The 15,669-nt window shown below is 40.7% G+C and carries 16 protein-coding genes; all 16 read left to right on the forward strand.

Translation table 11 applies throughout. The features are described 5' to 3' along the window. The first annotated feature begins 104 nt into the window (after positions 1 to 104). The 16 genes from AC1DSK_RS06635 (at position 105) to AC1DSK_RS06710 (ending at position 15,450) form a co-directional block, all read left to right on the forward strand. Positions 105 to 2,669 carry a vitamin B12-dependent ribonucleotide reductase gene (locus tag AC1DSK_RS06635; protein ID WP_477547234.1) on the forward strand — a complete coding sequence of 855 codons (2,565 nt, stop codon included), beginning with the start codon at positions 105 to 107 and terminating at the stop codon, positions 2,667 to 2,669. 260 nt (positions 2,670 to 2,929) lie between these two features. Next, on the forward strand, positions 2,930 to 3,352 hold the full coding sequence (locus tag AC1DSK_RS06640) for a hypothetical protein (RefSeq protein WP_477547235.1): 423 nt from the start codon (positions 2,930 to 2,932) through the stop codon (positions 3,350 to 3,352). 60 nt (positions 3,353 to 3,412) lie between these two features. Then, positions 3,413 to 3,856, forward strand: coding sequence for a type II 3-dehydroquinate dehydratase (gene aroQ, locus AC1DSK_RS06645; protein ID WP_477547236.1), 444 nt, complete (start codon positions 3,413 to 3,415; stop codon positions 3,854 to 3,856). Beyond that, positions 3,857 to 4,918, forward strand: a complete 1,062-nt coding sequence (locus AC1DSK_RS06650; protein WP_477547237.1) for a M24 family metallopeptidase — start codon at positions 3,857 to 3,859, stop codon at positions 4,916 to 4,918. It begins immediately after the preceding gene. A 16-nt stretch (positions 4,919 to 4,934) separates the two neighbouring features. After that, positions 4,935 to 5,495, forward strand: a complete 561-nt coding sequence (gene efp / locus AC1DSK_RS06655; protein WP_477547238.1) for an elongation factor P — start codon at positions 4,935 to 4,937, stop codon at positions 5,493 to 5,495. Positions 5,496 to 5,766: 271 nt separating this feature from the next. Further along, positions 5,767 to 5,967: a SpoIIIAC/SpoIIIAD family protein gene (locus AC1DSK_RS06660; protein WP_036659311.1), complete on the forward strand. Its 201-nt coding sequence runs from the start codon at positions 5,767 to 5,769 to the stop codon at positions 5,965 to 5,967. Between the two features lie 409 nt (positions 5,968 to 6,376). Continuing rightward, positions 6,377 to 7,279: a stage III sporulation protein AE gene (locus AC1DSK_RS06665; protein WP_016426961.1), complete on the forward strand. Its 903-nt coding sequence runs from the start codon at positions 6,377 to 6,379 to the stop codon at positions 7,277 to 7,279. After that, positions 7,279 to 7,443 carry a hypothetical protein gene (locus AC1DSK_RS06670; RefSeq protein ID WP_016426962.1) on the forward strand — a complete coding sequence of 55 codons (165 nt, stop codon included), beginning with the start codon at positions 7,279 to 7,281 and terminating at the stop codon, positions 7,441 to 7,443. Before AC1DSK_RS06665 ends, AC1DSK_RS06670 begins: the two co-directional genes overlap by 1 nt. A 56-nt stretch (positions 7,444 to 7,499) precedes the next feature. Then, complete coding sequence (locus AC1DSK_RS06675) at positions 7,500 to 7,940, forward strand: hypothetical protein (RefSeq protein ID WP_477598117.1); 441 nt, start codon at positions 7,500 to 7,502, stop codon at positions 7,938 to 7,940. Continuing rightward, the gene (locus tag AC1DSK_RS06680; protein WP_477598119.1) at positions 7,937 to 8,482 is read left to right on the forward strand and encodes a SpoIIIAH-like family protein; all 546 of its coding nucleotides are present in this window, start codon (positions 7,937 to 7,939) and stop codon (positions 8,480 to 8,482) included. Before AC1DSK_RS06675 ends, AC1DSK_RS06680 begins: the two co-directional genes overlap by 4 nt. Before the next feature lie 259 nt (positions 8,483 to 8,741). Further along, on the forward strand, positions 8,742 to 9,254 hold the full coding sequence (gene accB / locus AC1DSK_RS06685) for an acetyl-CoA carboxylase biotin carboxyl carrier protein (protein ID WP_477547242.1): 513 nt from the start codon (positions 8,742 to 8,744) through the stop codon (positions 9,252 to 9,254). A gap of 10 nt (positions 9,255 to 9,264) precedes the next feature. Continuing rightward, a complete protein-coding gene (gene accC / locus AC1DSK_RS06690) occupies positions 9,265 to 10,617 on the forward strand; it encodes an acetyl-CoA carboxylase biotin carboxylase subunit (RefSeq protein WP_016426966.1) in 1,353 nt (450 codons plus the stop codon). A 15-nt stretch (positions 10,618 to 10,632) separates the two neighbouring features. Then, entirely contained in the window at positions 10,633 to 11,040 is a 408-nt protein-coding gene (locus AC1DSK_RS06695; protein WP_477547243.1) for an Asp23/Gls24 family envelope stress response protein, read from the forward strand. Positions 11,041 to 11,396: 356 nt separating this feature from the next. Continuing rightward, positions 11,397 to 11,873 carry a MarR family winged helix-turn-helix transcriptional regulator gene (locus tag AC1DSK_RS06700; protein WP_477547244.1) on the forward strand — a complete coding sequence of 159 codons (477 nt, stop codon included), beginning with the start codon at positions 11,397 to 11,399 and terminating at the stop codon, positions 11,871 to 11,873. Next, positions 11,870 to 13,594 (forward strand): ABC transporter ATP-binding protein, encoded by a 1,725-nt coding sequence (locus AC1DSK_RS06705; protein WP_477547245.1) that lies wholly within the window; start codon positions 11,870 to 11,872, stop codon positions 13,592 to 13,594. Before AC1DSK_RS06700 ends, AC1DSK_RS06705 begins: the two co-directional genes overlap by 4 nt. Further along, a complete protein-coding gene (locus AC1DSK_RS06710; protein ID WP_477547246.1) occupies positions 13,591 to 15,450 on the forward strand; it encodes an ABC transporter ATP-binding protein in 1,860 nt (619 codons plus the stop codon). Before AC1DSK_RS06705 ends, AC1DSK_RS06710 begins: the two co-directional genes overlap by 4 nt. Positions 15,451 to 15,669: the final 219 nt, after the last annotated feature.

Consider the following 15,669-nt stretch of genomic DNA (forward strand, 5'->3'; position numbering starts at 1 on the left):
CATACATCCGCTTTATTTGATTTAGATGTCAATATATAGTACCCTAAACACAACGCGTAACACTATATGTAGTGTTTTTTCTGTTAATTAAGGAGGAGTAGTAAATGGTACTAGTTTCCAAGCAACAAATAGGGGAGTTAAACATTGAAATGTTGAATAATGACATCGTTTCATTCCCTCAAGTTCATCCCATCACGAGTGACATGACATTAACTCACAAAGGTGTATCCAGGTTAGTCATGATTGACCGCTATTCTTTTAAAGATACTGAAAAGAAAACATTAAAAGCAGGCGACTTTGTCGTATTGACGGTTAAGGAAGACCCGAAATTCCCTGCCCGCGGTTTGGGTTATATTGTTTCCATCGATCATTCGATAAATAAAGTACGTGTTTTAATTGAAGAAGATTATAGAAGTGCAATTGATGATCCAATTGAGCAGGAGTCGGGTATTGTAACTCGTTCCATTAATGTCATCGAAAAACCTTTGGAAGTTTTCTATGAGCAAATTGCTAAACGCAATGCGACCGGACTTGCTTCTGTTGAAACTTCGGAAGAGAAGAAAAAAGAATGGTTTGAAAAGTTTTATCAGCAATTGGTCCAATTGAAATTTATTCCTGCAGGCCGTGTGCTTTATGGAGCGGGTGCAGGAACAGACGTTACGTACTTCAATTGTTACGTTATGCCCTTTGTGCCGGATTCCCGTGAAGGTATTTCCGATCACCGTAAACAAGTAATGGAAATTATGAGTCGAGGTGGGGGTGTTGGAACAAACGGATCAACTTTACGTCCACGCAATACACTCGCTAAAGGTGTAAACGGAAAGTCATCGGGTTCTGTTTCCTGGTTGGACGATATCGCAAAACTAACACATTTGGTTGAGCAAGGCGGCAGTCGCAGAGGCGCTCAAATGATTATGTTGGCAGATTGGCATCCTGACATTGCGGAATTCATCATTTCCAAAATGCAAAATCCTAGAATTCTACGTTTCCTGATTGAAAATACAAATGATGAAACCATCAAGCAATTAGCTAAAGACAAGCTTAAATTTAAAGCTCTGACACATCAAGAAGAAGCAATGTACCAAGGGATAGTAAATTACAAGACAATTCCAGGCCAGGGTGGATTCAGTGATGCAATTTTCCGTGATGCAGAAACGAAACTCCACGATGGAGGCACCTATAGTGTTAACAATTCCGAATTCTTAACTGGAGCCAATATATCTGTGACATTGACCGACGATTTCATGAAAGCTGTAGAAGAAGACGGCGATCACGAGTTACGCTTCCCCGCTGTTGAAAGTTATTCAGCTGAGGAAATGGTAACGTACAATGAGAAATGGCACGAAGTCGGGGATGTACGTGAATGGGAAAAACAAGGACATGCCATCCGAACTTACCGTACGATGAAAGCAAACGATTTGTGGAACCTCATTAACATTTGTGCAACGTATTCTGCAGAGCCTGGCATTTTCTTTATCGACAATGCAAACGAAATGACCAATGCAAAAGCGTACGGACAACAAGTGGTTGCTACAAACCCGTGTGGAGAACAACCGTTGGCACCAAATTCTGTATGTAACTTGGCAGCTGTGAATTTAGCTCAGTTTGCGAATAAAGATACAAAAACTGTCGATTTTGATAGCTTGAGAGAAACAGTACGTGTTGGAGTTCGCATGCAGGACAATGTTATTGATGCAACACCTTACTTCCTCGAAGACAATAAAAAACAAGCTTTGGGTGAACGTCGTGTTGGTCTAGGAGTAATGGGGCTTGCAGACTTACTAATTTATTGTGAAAAAGAATACGGTTCAGAGGAAGGAAACGTTCTTGTCGACCAAATCTTCGAAACGATAGCGGTAACAGCATATGAGACGTCTGCAGAACTTGCTTCAGAACGTGGAAGTTTCCCGTTCTTGCAAGGGGAAACAAATGAAGAAACTAACCGTCTGAGAGACGCTTTCATCAATACCGGATTTATGAAAAAAATGCCTGAGCATGTTCGTCAGTCTATCAAAGAAACAGGCATTCGCAACTCTCACTTGTTGACCGTTGCACCGACTGGATCAACCGGAACATTAGTGGGAGTTTCGACAGGCTTGGAACCTTATTTCTCCTTCACATACTATCGTAGTGGCCGTTTAGGGAAATTCATAGAAGTAAAAGCGGACATTGTTCAGGAATACTTGAACGCAAACCCTGAAGCAGATGAACAAAGTTTGCCAGAATGGTTTGTTGCTTCAATGGAATTGGCACCTGAAGCTCATGCGGATGTTCAGTGCATAATTCAACGTTGGATTGACAGCTCGATTTCGAAAACCGTTAATGCACCACGCGGATATACAGTTGAGCAAGTACAAGGCGTTTATGAAAGACTTTATCGTGGTGGTGCTAAAGGCGGGACAGTTTATGTGGATGGCAGCCGTGATGCACAAGTCCTGACGCTTAAAGCGGAAGAAAATGTGATGGATGAACATCATTATGAAGAAACCATCATTGGGAAACGTCCAGTTGTCCTGATCGATACAATCCAAGATCTTCGTTCAACGAATGTCACAATCGGCTCAGAAGTAGGAAACACTTGTCCTGTTTGCCGTCAGGGGACCGTAAAAGAAATGGGTGGCTGTAATACGTGTACAAATTGCGGTGCTCAATTGAAATGTGGACTTTAAGTTTAACAGTTAAAAACGCTGTTTGAGAATGACACTAGCAAGTAGATTTATTAGATGAAGAAAACGCACGCTGTATCCTTGGGATACAACGTGCGTTTTTTCGATTTTGATTAATCTGTTTAACATTGAAAGAGCCGAATCAACGCTTGTAAAAGTAATTAACGTTTTAATTGTACTAATTTTTTTAAAAAGCACTATATCTATGAATAGAGAGAGTGAGGTTAGTCAAAATTGAATAAATAGAAAGGATTGTGATTTGAATGAAAGGTACTCACTTCTTAACGATTTCAGTAGCACATGCTGTGGTTTTCACTATAATATTAAAGTTTCTATATGTTTTTGATTATATTCCATGGAGCCCAATAAAATGGACTCAGAGATGGCAAGTAATTTCCCACGCTCACCCATTATTCAAATGGCTTCTTACTCTTCTGGTCGTCTTCTTGATCATCAATCTTGCGATGGCTCTGTTCATGATTGTCAGCAAAATGCCGCCGATTGCCACGTCAATTGTTGTCGGATTAGCCATCTGGATTCTGCTGGAATGGAGTATTTATCAAGATTTTTCCCATATAAGTTGGAAGTCGGTACCGATTATTTCGGTTATTTTAATAATTTGCCGAGCCCTTGCCGAGACCATTCATTACTATGATCAAGAGGTTTATGATGACAAGAGAAAGTAGTTGCTGCAACTATTTGTTATGATAAAATGAAGGGGGCACGATGGAACTGGAGGGGAAAAGATGAAAATTCTTTGTTTAAATGGGCCTAACCTAAATCGTTTAGGAAAACGTGAACCTGCTATTTATGGATATGAAACGTTGGAAGATGTAGAGCAAAAGCTTATAACTCACGGAAAACAATCGGATATTCATGTTCAATGTAAGCAATCAAATCACGAAGGTGAACTAATTGATTGGTTGCACAATGCAGAAGATGATGGAATTAACGGCATTATTTTCAACCCTGGAGCTTATACTCATACAAGTTATGCGATACGTGATGCCATCGCTTCCATTACCGTTCCGGTAATAGAGGTTCATATTTCTAATATCCATAGCAGAGAAAGTTTTCGTCACAAATCTGTCTTGGCTCCTGAATGTGTTGGTCAAATATGTGGTCTCGGAACTTTCGGTTATACCTTAGCACTAGAAACATTTTTACATAGAAGAAAAGGGGAATCTTAAATGGAGAAATTGTCTAAATTACGTGAAGCTTTAGGGGAACACCAGATTGATGCCTTGTTAATTACAAGTGGCTACAATCGCCGGTACATAACTGATTTTACGGGGACTGCTGGTGTTGCCATCGTTTCCAAAGATCAAGCTGTTTTTATTACGGATTTCCGTTACACGGAACAAGCGGCAAAACAGATTAAAAACTTTGAAATTGTCCAACATACGAAAACGATGCTGGAAGAAGTAAGTGTCCAATTAGAAAAAATGAATGTGAGAAAAGTAGGTTTTGAGAAAGACGACATGAGCTATGCCATGTATGAGAGTTACAAAAAGGCGGTTAATACTGAACTTGTACCTGTATCAGGTCTTATTGAGAAAATCCGCTTGATTAAGACGCCTCAAGAGATTACTATTATTAAGGCTGCCGCGGATATCGCTGAAGCGGCTTTTGAACATATCCTTACATTTATCGCACCTGGAAAAACGGAATTGGAAGTTTCTAATGAACTTGAATTCTTTATGCGCAAACAAGGAGCATCATCATCTTCATTCGATATTATTGTGGCATCTGGGCTTCGTTCAGCACTTCCACATGGTGTCGCGACGGATAAGGTCATCGAAAAAGGTGATTTTGTTACATTGGACTTCGGTGCGTTGTATAATGGATATGTATCAGACGTAACGAGAACTGTTGCTATCGGTGAACCGAGTGAGCAATTAAAAGAAATTTATCAAATTGTACTAGACTCACAACTGTTGTCTTTGGAAAAAATCAAACCAGGTATGACTGGAATTGAGGCGGATGCAATCGCTCGTGATTATATCAAATCCAAAGGTTATGGTGAAGCGTTCGGTCATTCTTTAGGACATGGTATCGGATTAGAAGTACACGAAGGGCCTGGATTATCTTTCCGTTCGGAAACTGTTCTGGAAGAAGGTATGGTAATCACAATTGAGCCGGGTATTTATTTACCAGGTGTCGGTGGGGTTCGTATTGAAGATGATGCGATTGTTACAGCTACAGGGCTTGAAAAATTAACACATTCTACAAAAGAGTTACTTATCTTATAATTTTGGAGGAACACTCATGATTTCTGTAAATGATTTTAAAACAGGTTTAACAATTGAAGTAGATGGCGGTATTTGGCGTGTACTTGATTTCCAACACGTGAAACCAGGTAAAGGTGCAGCGTTTGTCCGTTCTAAACTACGCAACATTCGTACAGGTGCAGTGAATGAAAAAACATTCCGTGCTGGAGAAAAAGTGGAGAAAGCTCAAATTGATAATCGCAAAATGCAATATCTTTACGCAAATGGTGATACTCATAATTTCATGGATACTGACTCGTATGAACAAATTGAACTTGATTCAAAACAAATCGAGTACGAATTGAAATTCCTTCGTGAAAACATGGAAGTGCATATCATGCAATACCAAGGGGAAACGTTAGGTGTAGAATTGCCGAATACGGTTATTTTGGAAGTTACTGAAACAGAACCTGGTATTAAAGGTGATACAGCTAGTGGCGGAACGAAACCTGCAATTTTGGAAACTGGATTATCAGTTCAAGTTCCTTTCTTCATCAACCAAGGTGATAAACTGATCATCAACACATCTGAAGCAGCTTACGTTTCAAGAGCACAATAATTAGAAAAGTGTAAAGTGTCACTCTAGCCTGACGCCGGCGTGGAGGGAAGGTTTCCTTTGCGACGAGTAACCGCAGGAGTAGGCGGGCGCTTGAAACTGGACATACCATCAATTTTCAAGGATGAAAATCCTTGAAAATTTATTGCTTACCTAAATAATGAATAAAAAATAAAGTTGCCAATTGCACCTAGTGCTATTGGCAACTTTTTTTCATGTCTCAGCCTCTTTTTGCATACGATGAATAGACAGAGGAGGGGACAAGTCGGAATTTATGGATGTAATTCGAGTGGCAGGAATCGGATTGATTCTTGCATTGTTACACCTTTTCTTTGAACAGACGGGGAAAAAAGAATTTTCATTCTTTTTATTTGTATTTGGCTATCTGTATATGACCGTGGAAATGTTACGTTTCCTACGTTTCTTTTTTCAAGAAATCACTACTTTTTTCGAATGGCTTACCATTTCGGTGTAAGTTATGCAAATGATCCTGGTAACGATAGTAATCATATTTCTGATGTTGTTGCTTAAACAAATCCTACCGCAATTTACACCTCTACTTTTGAGCTTTTTCTTTTTTATTTTACTCTCAAATATTTTATTTCAAACTCTTTTTCCAATCGTAAGAAACGTTCTTGAATCTGCACCTAAGGAAGCGCTCCCAATAGCCAGAGTATTGCTGATTTCTGTATTCGTGACATTTATAGGTGAAGCCTTGATTGAATGGTGCCGAAATTTAAATCTGAATACATTTGTTCCCATCATTTCGATAAGTTGTCATGTGTTGATTCTCACCTATTGGTTGCCCCTCATTCAGCAAATGTTTAACACGCTGACTCGGCTATTGATCGAATAATATAGGTGTAAAAGAGGTGAGAAGGTTCATGCTTGAACCCTTGTATGCCTATTTTTTTGGTGTAACCCGATATTTTATCGTACTGTTGATCGCTATTGTTTTTGCGATGATCATCGATATTTTATTTCCTGCAGCCAAACGATGGACAAGGTTATCCCTGTTTTGTATTGCTGTCCTGTATACTTTGACGCCTGCCATTGATGCGATGCATATTATGCAGCAATTTGCGCGACAGATGGTGACGGTTTTTATGAGTGTCTACCCCGTGTTGACAGCGGGCTTGTTGATGAATAGTGGAACGATGGCATTTTCAATTTGGAACCCTGCGCTCTATGTATTTATTCAATTTACAGTGGTGCTGACCGAAAGAATCCTTATTCCATTACTTATGACCACCATATTGCTGGACTTCATTAGTCGCTTTCATCCGGCTACCCCTTTTTCAAAACTGACCGATATTATTCGCACTTCTTTACTAAGTATCGTTTCAGCAGTAGTCGTCATTTATAGTTTTTTTATTTCGGTGCAAGGGTTTATTTCTTGGAATATCTCAAGTGCTGTTACGGAGCCCATCAAAAAAATCATTCAGCAAAACATCCCGTTTGTTGGTTCTTTTTTTTCCGAGAGTCTTAGTACATTTACCCGATTTTCTTCTTCAATCACTTCGATTACTGGCGGTGGCATTGCCATCACAATCCTACTGGTTGTGTTGATTCCTACTTTGAAAACCATCAGTATCGCGTTTTGCTATCGAGTAGTGGCTGCCATTATTGAACCATTCGGACCAGAGGATCTGGCCAGTTTTCTTGATGATATCGGAAAGTCGATTTTCGTTTTAAGTATCTTGTCATTTCTTATTGCCTTTGCGTTTTTCTATACAGCCATTTTCATTGTGATATTAGTAAAATTCTCCATGATGATGAGGGGTTAATGATGGCTGAATGGTTAAAGGGATTAATGTTCATTATTCTGCTGAGTGAAGTTCTCCAGGCTATCTTCCAGAAGTCTGATTCAAATGAAAAGATAGAAGAATATACGAAGCTGGGACTTGCCATGTACATGTTATTGTTTATCTCTTCTTTTTTCTATGAATAGTTGAGGAATGCTTGTCATATAGTTTATCAAATGCCTGTCTCACTTAAGAGAGGAGCGTGATTCCATCCATTAAAACGAATCGAATGAAAAGCGGGATCCTGCTCGCGAGTCTCTTGGTATTCATGGTGTTTTTCTTACTGAATGAATCCATTTTCACCAAGCAACCTAACACATCCAGTCAGTCACAAGATGCAGTAACGCTGGAACACTCATTGAAAACGGCATTGGAAAAAATGGCTGGGGTAGGTGAAGTCGAATTATTTTTTTACACAGGCATGAACGAGCCTCAACAAACAGTTACGGAAAAACCTAGCTTTGCCTTGTTTGATCAAACAACCAATGAGCAAAAAACTATTCAATCAGTATTGGTAGTAGCCAGTGGAGCAGATCAAGCAAAAACCAGAATTATGTTAAAAGAATACTTAGCAGCAGTATTAATACTGCCAGAACATCGAATTGTCGTCGTCCCGATGGATGAGAAAGGGGTTTCTAAATGAAAGTCAAAAAACGTACAGTATGGATGCTAACTCTATTAAGTTTGGTAGCAGTAATTTCGGTGTATTACGTGAACGAACCTAACAATATGCCCTTTGATGGTTTAGCTATTTTCTCAGATGAAGACCTTGATCAAATGAAGGTCGAAGACACAACTGAAGATGAATCAGTTACACCAGTATATGCTCAAAGTGCGTTATTTGAAGAAATGAGAATGGAATTACTAAACGAACGCAGTCAGTTAAAAACACAATTAACTACACAAATTGCTTCAAACGAAATGTCGGCTGATGAGAAAAATGAAGCTTACTCAACTATTAACGATTTAACAGTACGCGAATCAACGGAAGCAATGCTTGAAATGCTCATTCGTTCACTAGGTTATTCAGATGCCTATGTACAGACAGATACAGGGAAAGTAGATGTAACTGTAATCGCTGACGAACTTGGGAAAACACAAGCAAATGAAATTATTCACATCGTAATGAAACAATGGGAAGATGCAAAAAAAGTAACGGTAGCATTCCAACCAGCTTCAYAATGAACGAAAAGGGCCGATATGGTCCTTTTTTTCATTTTTCTTAGCAAAACCATGCCGGATTAAAATCGAATCGTTGCTCCTGCGGTTAATCGTCACAAAGAAAACCTTGTCTTCCAACGTCGGTGTCGGACTAAAACGGGCTTCTTCACCTTTCGGATTAGGACCAACTGCTAAAAAATTTAGGTTATCTATTTCAAATTTTCTCAATAACGTCTAAAATAGAAAAGGAACGTAATTCGATATAGGGTAAGGGGAGTTCGGTATGTTAAAAGTACAAGAAATTCGTGAAATTATTAAATTAATTGACCACTCATCCATTGATGAGTTTATTTACGAGTCAGAAGGCACAAAAGTTAAACTGAAAAAGAATGGTGTACAAGTATCTACTGAAACAGTTGTACCTCAATCAAAACCAGCGGCACCTGCTGTTGAAGCTCCAGTGGCAGTAGAAGTGAATCCAACACCGGTTGCTCAAACTGTAAAAGAAACAATTGCAAATGTAGAGACGAAAGAATCAGCTGTTAATGATGAATCTCTTCTTAAAATTACTTCACCAATGGTAGGAACTTTCTATCAGTCATCTTCACCGGATACACCGGCATATGTTCAAGTCGGTGATAAAGTAACAGAAGACGGGATTGTATGTATTGTGGAAGCGATGAAATTATTCAACGAAATCGAAGCAGAAGTGTCTGGCGAGATTGTAGAAATTTTAGTAAAAGATGGACAACTCGTAGAGTACGGCCAACCTCTGTTCTTAGTAAAAGCGAACTGAGGGGGAACGGATGATGAAAAAAGTATTAATTGCTAACCGTGGTGAAATCGCGGTTCGTATTATTCGTGCGTGTAAAGAGTTGGATATCGAAACAGTTGCCGTCTATTCGGAAGCTGATCGTGAAGCGTTGCATGTTCAAATGGCAGATGAAGCTTATTGTATCGGTCCTAAACAATCGAAAGATAGTTACTTGAACTTCAGCAATATTATCAGTGTTGCAAAGTTAACGGGTTGTGATGGAATTCATCCCGGTTATGGCTTTTTGGCAGAGAATGCGAGTTTCGCGGAGCTGTGTGAACAATGTAATATAACGTTCATCGGTCCTACTTCTGACGCTATCTCCAGAATGGGTACAAAGGATGTAGCGCGTGAAACAATGCGAAAAGCAGGCGTACCGGTTGTGCCTGGGTCCACAGGTATTGTTGCGGATGAAAAAGAAGGTCTGGAAATCGCTCGTGAAATAGGATTCCCGGTGATTATTAAGGCAACTGCCGGTGGTGGCGGTAAAGGTATTCGTGTCGCACGTACGGAAGAAGAACTTGTTAAAGGCATTCAGATTACACAAAAAGAAGCTGCTGCTGCTTTTGGAAACCCTGGCGTCTATATTGAGAAGTTCATTGAAATTTTCCGTCATGTTGAAATTCAAGTTTTGGCTGATAGTTTTGGCAATGCGATTCATTTAGGCGAACGTGATTGTTCAATTCAACGCCGTATGCAAAAACTAGTAGAAGAAGCACCATCCCCAGCGCTATCCCCGGAAATTCGTAATCAGATGGGTGACGCGGCTGTTAAAGCTGCCCTAGCTGTTAATTATCGCAGTGCAGGGACAGTTGAATTTATTTTCGATCACATCAATCAAAAGTTTTACTTTATGGAAATGAATACGCGTATTCAAGTTGAACATCCTGTTACTGAAATGGTAACTGGCATTGATTTGATTCAACAACAACTTAAAGTCGCTTCTGGTGAAAAATTAGCTTATACACAAGATGACGTGAAAATTAAAGGTTGGGCAATTGAGTGTCGCATTAACGCTGAAAACCCTTCGAAAAACTTCATGCCTTCAGCGGGTAAAGTTGATATGTATTTAGCGCCGGGCGGATATGGTGTACGCGTGGATTCAGCAATGTATTCAGGCTACAGCATTCCTCCTTACTATGATTCAATGGTCGCAAAACTGATTACTTATGCAGATACCCGAGAAGAAGCGGTTGCAAAAATGAAGCGTGCCCTGAGTGAGTTTGTTGTAGAGGGTGTTCATACAACAATTCCTTTCCATGCAAAATTGATGGACCATGAAGAATTCAAATCTGGTGATTTCGATACGAAGTTTTTAGAGAAATACGACGTCATGAATTCCTAGGAAAGGATGATTGGAATGGCTGAAAAAACAACAACAGCTTATTTGCAAATGATTCCGTCTGGTAAAGAAGAGTTAGGAAAGATTGAAGTAGCACCAGAGGTTTTAGAAGTAATCGCTGGAATTGCCACCACAGATGTTGAGGGAGTGGCGGGTACCCGTGGAAGTTTCGCAACAGGAGTTGCCGAACGTCTCGGCAAAAAAGTCCACGGTAAAGGAATCAAGACAGAATTGACTGATGAAGGTCTATTTGTTGAAATTTATTGCACTGTGAAATACGGCGCGTCGATTCCTAAAGTTGCCAAAGAAGTTCAAAGTCAAGTGCGTCAGGCAATTTTAAATATGACGTTACTTGAAACACAAGAAGTAAATGTCCATATTACTGGCATTCAATTCGAACAACAAAAAGAAACAACAAACGAATAACTCACAACATCGTTCGGTCTATCCGGACGGTGTTTTTTTGTTTTGATAATAAAGTTTGGGGTAACCGCACGATTTAGTTTCGTAAAAAATGCGCGACATCATCCACATCCTCTTAATAGAATTGTTGATAAACAAGTAGAGGACCAGCAGTTATCCGCAGCGTTTACGAAAGCCAAAGAATAATGAAAAGTAAATACTACAAAGGCAAAGACCTTTCCTGTGTGCATTCACTTGGGTAAGGTCTTTTTTCGTTTGGATAGATTGACAATCTCTTCAAATGAGAGTAAATTTGAAAGACCAAAAAGGAACCGTTCGATTTAGAACAGTTCGTTTAGGAAGGAATGGTGAGGAGTCAATTGGACAATGAAAATCAAAATTTAACAAGGTCCATTCAATTATTACGTTCATTTTCGAACATTCAAAAGAACATGATGAGGTTCGTCCAGAAGTCAGCGGTGGAAAATGGATTATCCATTCCCCAGTACACAATATTGATGACCATCGTCATCCATAAGGAAATGACTCAAAAAAACGTGGGCGAGAAAACCTTTCTCCCCAAAAGTACTCTGAGTCAAGCCGTAGATGGGTTGGTTCGGGAAAGTTTGCTGAACCGTCAACAAGTCGAAGGGAACCGACGGGAGGTTCTGTTGTCACTCAGCGAAAATGGATTGGCACGAATCAAAGAGATTCATATGCAAGAAAATGGCATTCACCAAATATTTCAATCGGTTGCGGAATCCCTGACTGATAAGCAATTCGACGAACTGCTGGGTACTCATCAACAAATTACAAAGCATCTGGAAGAACTGGGACAAGAGGAGTGTTCAAATTGATAAAATTACTGAAATATTTATCCGTTTATAAGTGGCTTGTATTCGCGGTTATCGGACTCGTATTCATTCAATCGATGGCTGACCTCTTTTTACCAACACTGATGGCGGACATCATTGATAAAGGTGTTGTTACGGGAGACACCCCTTATATATGGAAAATTGGAGGATTCATGCTGTTGGTTTCATCACTTGGAGCCACTGCATCAGTCATTGCCAGCTATTATTCTTCCAAAGCGGCTATGGGACTCGGACGTGACATTCGCAGAAAAGTCTTCAATCATGTCGGGAAGTTTTCATTGCAGGAATTTGACGAGGTGGGAACCGCTTCACTGATCACGAGAACAACGAATGACATCACGCAAGTCCAGCAAGTCGTCATCATGATGCTCAGAATGGTTGTCAGTGCACCGATCATGTTAATAGGCGGGGTCATCATGGCCGTATCGAAAGATGCCAAATTATCATTGGTGATTGTTGCCACCATGCCTGTATTGATTGGTTCCGTCCTGCTGATTCTGAAAAAAGGGGTACCCCTTTTTCAAACGGTACAAGAACGTCTGGATCGCTTGAATCTGGTCTTACGCGAGAACCTCACGGGGATTCGCGTCATTCGCGCGTTCAATCGGGAAACCGAAGAGAAAGTGCGCATGAAGCAAGCAAATAAAGAGTTGACGGATGTTTCGATTAAAGTAAATAAAGTCATGGCGTTTATGATGCCTGTAATGATGCTTGTCATGAACTTAACAGTCGTCGGAATCATTTGGTTCGGTGGGATTCGGATCGATAATGGAGCAATGCAAATCGGTGACTTGATGGCGTTTATCCAATACGTCATGCAAATCATGTTTGCTCTTGTCATGGCATCCATGATGTTCGTCATGATTCCACGTGCTGCTGTGTCAGCGAAACGGATTAACGAAGTACTGGAAATGAAACCGTCTTTCTTGGATGAAGGAACGGAAAAGGCAGATCGTGAAAGAGGGACGCTTGAATTTGAGCATGTGACATTCAGCTATCCAGGAGCGGAAGAACCTGCCTTATCCGACATCAGCTTTACTGCCAAACCTGGTGAAATTACCGCCATCATTGGCGGAACAGGATCTGGGAAATCAACTCTCGTCAATTTGATTCCACGGTTTTATGACATTTTAAGTGGAAGCATTCGCGTAAATGGTGTTGATATCCGCAAGGCGTCACAAGATGAAATCCGTTCGAAAATCGGTTTCGTTCCACAAAAAGCTATACTTTTCACGGGAACGATTGCCGATAACATTCGCTTCGGAAAACAGGATGCCTCGCAGGATGAAATGGAGCACGCGGCTGCTATTGCACAAGCAGATGATTTTATTGGCAAGATGAAAGAAGGCTATGCTGCAGAAATCGAACAAGGTGGCTCGAACTTGTCCGGCGGGCAAAAGCAACGGCTGTCGATAGCTAGAGCGCTCATTCGAAAACCGGATCTTTATATATTCGATGACAGCTTTTCTGCACTTGATTTCAAGACAGATGCCAAACTCCGGGCAGCCTTGAAAGATGAAACGAAAAATGCGACGGTATTATTGGTTGCACAACGTGTCAGTACGGTGGTCGACGCGAATCGTATCATCGTGTTGGACGAAGGACGAATAGTCGGCTTGGGTACTCACCAAGAGTTGCTTGCAACAAATGATGTATACCGTGAAATCGCCCTATCACAGCTTTCAGAGGAGGAAATCGCATGACCAATCAAAAAAAACCTCAAAGTGGTGGGCCGGGGCACGGTCCTGGTGGCAGTAACATGATGATGATGGGCGGGCAAAAAGCAAAAGATTTCAAAGGGACACTGAGACGTCTTTTGACTTATTTGAAACCGCGCCGAAACAAATTGGTTGCAGTTTTCTTTGCAGCAATCTTGAGTACCATATTTATGATCGCTGGACCAAAAATAATGGGGACGGCAATCACGGAACTATTTGAAGGTGCATACGGGAAATTCCAAGGGATACCTGGTGCAACCATCAATTTCGATAAAATTGGGCAGATTCTTCTTGTCCTGGTTGGGCTCTATGTTTTAAGTAGCCTTTTCAACTATGTGCAACAATATATTATGTCGAGCGTTGCACAGGAAACGGTTTACGATCTAAGGGAAGACGTCAATCATAAACTTGAAAAACTGCCGCTCAAATATTTTGATGGCCGCTCAAACGGCGAAACGCTCAGCCGTATGACAAATGATATCGATACAATAGGGAGCACGTTGCAACAAAGTCTAACTCAATTCATTACCTCAATCGTGACAATATTAGGGATTATCATCATGATGCTTTCGATCAGTCCATTATTGACGCTGATATCAATTGTCAGTTTACCGCTGTCTATATTTGTGATAAAACCGATCCTGAAAAAATCCCAAAAACACTTTGCCGATCAGCAGCGTACACTTGGCCAGCTGAATGGGCACATCGAAGAAATGTATACTGGTCACCAAGTGGTTAAAGCGTTCGGGCATGAGAAAAAGTCCGTTGCTCAGTTTGATAAGGTCAATGAAGTATTGTATGAAGCGGGAAGCAAAGCTCAATTCATTTCAGGTATCATCATGCCGATGATGTTCTTCATTGGGAATTTAAGTTATGTCCTAATCAGTGTTGTGGGCGGAATTTTGGTAACGCAGCGTGCCATCTCAATAGGTGACATACAAGCATTCATCACTTATTCAAAACAGTTCACACAACCAATCACACAAACTGCCAACATCGCGAACATCATTCAGTCCACGGTTGCAGCTGCGGAGCGGGTATTTGAACTGCTCGATGAAGCAGAAGAGATGAAAGAAGTGACGATTGATAGTCTGAAGCGTGCCAATGGCGCTGTGACATTCGAACGTGTGGATTTTGGATATGAAGATGATTTGTTGATCCAAGACATGAACATCGATGTGTTGCCTGGTCAGACCGTTGCAATCGTTGGGCCTACCGGGGCAGGAAAAACGACGATGATCAATCTATTGATGAGATTTTATGAACTCAATGGTGGAAAGATTAAAATCGATGGACTTGATACACGGAACATGTCCCGAAACGATCTCCGCAAGAGTTTTGGAATGGTTCTTCAGGATACGTGGCTCTTCAATGGAACGATCAAGGACAATATCGCGTATGGAAAAAGTGGTTCCACGGATGAAGAAATCTTCGAGGCTGCCCGTACGGCCCATGCTGATCATTTCATCCGAACACTACCGGATGGTTATGATACCGTGTTGAACGAAGAAGCTTCGAATATATCACAAGGGCAAAAACAACTTCTGACAATCGCAAGAGCGGTCCTGGCGGATCCACCTATCATGATATTGGATGAAGCTACTTCCAGTGTGGACACACGGACGGAAATCTTCATCCAAAAGGCGATGAACCGTTTGATGGAAGACCGTACTAGCTTTGTTATTGCCCATCGTCTGTCAACGATTAAGGATGCGGATTTGATTTTGGTGATGGACCAAGGAAAAGTGATTGAACAAGGGAATCATGTTGAGTTATTGGAGAGAAATGGTTTCTATGCAGATCTTTACAATAGCCAATTCTCAGAAAAATTAGCAATTTAAATAGGAAGAGGCTCATTTCTTGATTGAAATGAGCCTCATTTTTATTGGGGGAAATGATTGAAACGCGCATAGTAATGGCCGAAATTCTTGAGCTTTCGAGCAAAGATAACGTTAATAAACAATAATAAAAAGGATAGGTTATTACGTTGGATGAGATTAAGTGATTTTCACTTCAGTCCGAAATTTGATGGAGCACTTTTTCTGAACATTCGAACTTCC

The organism is Paenisporosarcina sp. P4_B8 (assembly GCF_056402175.1).

Excerpts from the sequence above, each read along its gene's own strand:
- AC1DSK_RS06635 (WP_477547234.1), top strand. The coding sequence starts at position 105 with ATGGTACTAGTTTCCAAGCAACAAATAGGGGAGTTAAACATTGAAATG.
- AC1DSK_RS06640 (WP_477547235.1), top strand. The coding sequence starts at position 2,930 with ATGAAAGGTACTCACTTCTTAACGATTTCAGTAGCACATGCTGTGGTT.
- aroQ (WP_477547236.1), top strand. The coding sequence starts at position 3,413 with ATGAAAATTCTTTGTTTAAATGGGCCTAACCTAAATCGTTTAGGAAAA.
- AC1DSK_RS06650 (WP_477547237.1), top strand. The coding sequence starts at position 3,857 with ATGGAGAAATTGTCTAAATTACGTGAAGCTTTAGGGGAACACCAGATT.
- efp (WP_477547238.1), top strand. The coding sequence starts at position 4,935 with ATGATTTCTGTAAATGATTTTAAAACAGGTTTAACAATTGAAGTAGAT.
- AC1DSK_RS06660 (WP_036659311.1), top strand. The coding sequence starts at position 5,767 with ATGGATGTAATTCGAGTGGCAGGAATCGGATTGATTCTTGCATTGTTA.
- AC1DSK_RS06665 (WP_016426961.1), top strand. The coding sequence starts at position 6,377 with ATGCTTGAACCCTTGTATGCCTATTTTTTTGGTGTAACCCGATATTTT.
- AC1DSK_RS06670 (WP_016426962.1), top strand. The coding sequence starts at position 7,279 with ATGATGGCTGAATGGTTAAAGGGATTAATGTTCATTATTCTGCTGAGT.
- accB (WP_477547242.1), top strand. The coding sequence starts at position 8,742 with ATGTTAAAAGTACAAGAAATTCGTGAAATTATTAAATTAATTGACCAC.
- accC (WP_016426966.1), top strand. The coding sequence starts at position 9,265 with ATGATGAAAAAAGTATTAATTGCTAACCGTGGTGAAATCGCGGTTCGT.
- AC1DSK_RS06695 (WP_477547243.1), top strand. The coding sequence starts at position 10,633 with ATGGCTGAAAAAACAACAACAGCTTATTTGCAAATGATTCCGTCTGGT.
- AC1DSK_RS06710 (WP_477547246.1), top strand. The coding sequence starts at position 13,591 with ATGACCAATCAAAAAAAACCTCAAAGTGGTGGGCCGGGGCACGGTCCT.